Raw genomic sequence first — 3,100 nt, forward strand, 5'->3', positions numbered from 1 at the left:
CGCCCGGTCATCGCGGCGTCGGCGTCGAGGACGCCGGTCATCGGGACGCCGTCGAGCGTGCGGCACAGGTAGAGCAGCCCGGCGCACTCGGCGACGGTCGGCAGCCCCTCGCGGACGGCGTCGCGGATCTCGGCGCGCAACCCGGCGTTGTCGGCGAGCGCGGCGGCGTGGACCTCGGGGAAGCCGCCCCCGAGGTAGAGCCCACGGGTGCCCTCGGGGAGCGCGGTGTCGGTCGCGGGGTCGAAGGACACCACCTCGCAGCCGGCCGCCTCGAGCAGCTCGGCGGTCTCGGCGTAGCGGAAGGTGAAGGCCCGGCCGCCGGCGACCGCGACCCGCTTGCTCGCCACCGCCGGGCTCGCCGGCTGCGGGGGCGTCCACGGCTCGGCGTCGAGGTCGGGGGCCGTGTGCGCGAGGGTCAGCACGGCGTCGAGGTCGACCGTCTCCGCGATCCGCTCGGCGAGCCGGTCGACGACGGCGGCAGCCTCCGACCGCTCCGCGGCCGGCACCAGCCCGAGGTGGCGGGACGGGGTCGCCAGGTCCGGGTCGCGGGGGACCACGCCGAGCACGGGCAGGCTGATCGACTCCCGGACCTCGGCCGCATGCCGCGGCGAGCCGGCCTGGTTGAGGATGACGCCGGCGACCTGGACGGTCGGGTCCCAGGTGGCCATGCCGTGCACGACGGCGCCGATCGAGCGCGACGAGCGGGAGATGTCGACCACGAGGACCACCGGCGTCCGGGTCAGGGTGGCGACGTGGGCGGTCGAGGAGAAGCCCCGGGCGCCCACCTTGCCGTCGTACAGGCCCATGACGCCCTCGACGACGGCCGCGTCCGCGCCCGCGGCGCCGTGCAGGAGCAGGGGCGCGACCCGGTCCTCGCCGACCAGGTGCGGGTCGAGGTTGCGCCCGGGCCGCCCGCACGCGAGCGCGTGGTAGCCGGGGTCGATGTAGTCCGGGCCGACCTTGTGGCCGCTGACCTCCAGACCGGTACGACGCAGCGCGGCCATCAGGCCGGTGGCGATCGTCGTCTTGCCCTGACCGGTGGCGGGGGCGGCGACGACGACGCGGGGGACGGCTACCACTCGATGCCCTTCTGGCCCTTCTGGCCGGCGTCCATCGGGTGCTTGACCTTGGTCATCTCGGTGACGAGGTCGGCCGCCTCGACCAGTCGCGGGTCGGCGCGACGGCCGGTGATGACGACGTGCTGGTGGCCGGGCCGCGCCCCGAGGGTGGCGAGGACGTCGTCGAGGTCCACCCAGCCCCAGTTGATCGGGTAGGTGAACTCGTCGAGCAGGTAGAGGTCGTGCTCCTCGGCCAGCATCCGGCGCTTGATCTCCGCCCAGCCCTCGGCCGCGGCGGCGGCGTGGTCCTCCTCGGTGCCGTCCTTGCGCGACCAGGACCAGCCCGAGCCCATCTTGTGCCACTCGACCGAGCCGAGGCCGTCGCCGGTGGGCAGGCGCTCGAACGCGGTCTGCTCGCCGAGGCGCCACTTGGCGGACTTCACGAACTGGAAGATCCCGATGCTCCAGCCCTGGTTCCAGCCGCGCAGGGCCAGGCCGAACGCGGCCGTCGACTTCCCCTTGCCGTCGCCGGTGTGGACCATCACCAGCGGCCGGTTGCGGCGCTGCCGGGTGGTGAGCCCGTCGGCGGGCGTGACGAGTGGCTGTCCTTGGGGCATCAGGTGCTCCAGCTCTCGTGGTGGATCGCCTCGGCGAGCGGGCGGCGCGCGCGCCAGCCGTGTCGCTCGAGGTCGGGGACGGTCTCGAGGTGGGAGACGGTGCCGAGGCAGAGCCAGGCGATCGGCCGCACGCCCTCGGGGATGGCGAGGAGGTCGCGGAGGAACTCCTCGCGGTAGAACGAAACCCAGCCGACCCCGAGGCCCTCGGCGGTGGCGGCGAGCCAGAGGTTCTGGATCGCGAGCACGGTCGAGAACAGGCCCGTGTCGGCGATCGCGTGCCGGCCCAGCACGTGGGCGCCGCCTCGAGCCTGGTCGTGGGTGACGACCACGCCCATCGATGACTCGCAGATCCCCTCGACCTTGATCGTGGCGAAGGTGCCCCGGCGCTCCTCGGGGAGGGACGCCGCGAACGTCTCGCGCTCGGTCGCCACGTGGTCGCGGAAGGTACGACGGACGGCCGGGTCGCGCACGACGACGAAGTCCCACGGCTGGCTCATGCCGACGCTGGGTGCGCGGTGGGCGGCGTCGAGCACGCGGAGCAGCCGGTCCTCGCCGACCTCCTCGCCCGTGAACTCCGCGCGGACGTCACGGCGGCGCGCGATGACGTCGTACAGTGCGGCCGTCGGCGGGGTCGTGTGCCCGAGGACCTCGGATTCCGCTGTCTCAGGCACACAACCCTCCTCGGGTGAGGGAGACGAGGGCATCGGCGCTGACCTCACCGACGGTCACGTGCTCCGCACCGAGGTGGTCGGCCAGGACCCGCGCGAGGCCCATCCGCATCGGGCCGCTCTCGCAGTCGACGACGACCGCGCCGACGCCCGTCGCGGCGAGACCGGCCGCGACGTGGCGCGACCGCTCGACCGCATCGCGCCCCGACGTCGCGCGACCGTCGGTGACGACCACCAGGAGCGGGCGGCGCCGCGGGTCGCGGATCCGCTCCAGGTCGAGCACCCGGGCCGCCTCGAGCAGGCCCTCGGCGAGCGGGGTGCGGCCGCCGGCCGGCAGGACGTCGAGGCGCGCGGCGGCGACGTCGACCGACCCGGTCGGCGGCAGGACGAGCTCGNCGGCGGCAGGACGAGCTCGGCGGCGTCGCCGCGGAACGTCACCAGGCCGACCTTGTCGCGGCGCTGGTAGGCGTCGAGCAGCAGGCTCAGCACGGCCGTCTTGACCTGCTCCATCCGCTTGCGCGCGGCCATGGAGCCGGACGCGTCGACGCAGAACAGCACGAGGTTGGACTCCCTGCCCTCGCGGACGGCGACCCGGAGGTCGTCGGCGCGCAGGAGCAGCCGCCCGTCGACCCGGCCGCGCGCGTGCTGGTGCGGCACCGCCGCGCGGATGGTCTCCACGAGGTGGAGGGCACCACCGCCGGCGCGCGGCCGCTCGCTCCCGATCCGGCGGCCGGTGTCGGTGACCGCGCGGCTGCGG

General features: G+C 75.0%; 4 protein-coding genes. All 4 read right to left on the reverse strand.

Annotated features, from left to right (window positions below; genetic code table 11):
• Positions 1-1,079: cobyrinic acid a,c-diamide synthase CobB (locus H0487_RS22285; protein ID WP_183096392.1), on the reverse strand; the 1,079-nt coding region annotated here is incomplete at its 3' end.
• Entirely contained in the window at positions 1,073-1,675 is a 603-nt protein-coding gene (cobO, locus tag H0487_RS22290; protein ID WP_183096393.1) for a cob(I)yrinic acid a,c-diamide adenosyltransferase, read from the reverse strand. The genes cobO and H0487_RS22285, both read right to left, overlap by 7 nt.
• Positions 1,675-2,346 carry a 5,6-dimethylbenzimidazole synthase gene (bluB, locus tag H0487_RS22295; RefSeq protein WP_312856065.1) on the reverse strand — a complete coding sequence of 224 codons (672 nt, stop codon included), beginning with the start codon at positions 2,344-2,346 and terminating at the stop codon, positions 1,675-1,677. Before bluB ends, cobO begins: the two co-directional genes overlap by 1 nt.
• Before the next feature lie 54 nt (positions 2,347-2,400).
• Positions 2,401-2,871, reverse strand: coding sequence for a vWA domain-containing protein (locus H0487_RS22300; protein WP_446685588.1), 471 nt, complete (start codon positions 2,869-2,871; stop codon positions 2,401-2,403).
• Positions 2,872-3,100 lie beyond the last annotated feature (229 nt).

It is taken from the genome of Nocardioides stalactiti (assembly GCF_014180715.1).
Lineage (GTDB): Bacteria > Actinomycetota > Actinomycetes > Propionibacteriales > Nocardioidaceae > Nocardioides > Nocardioides stalactiti.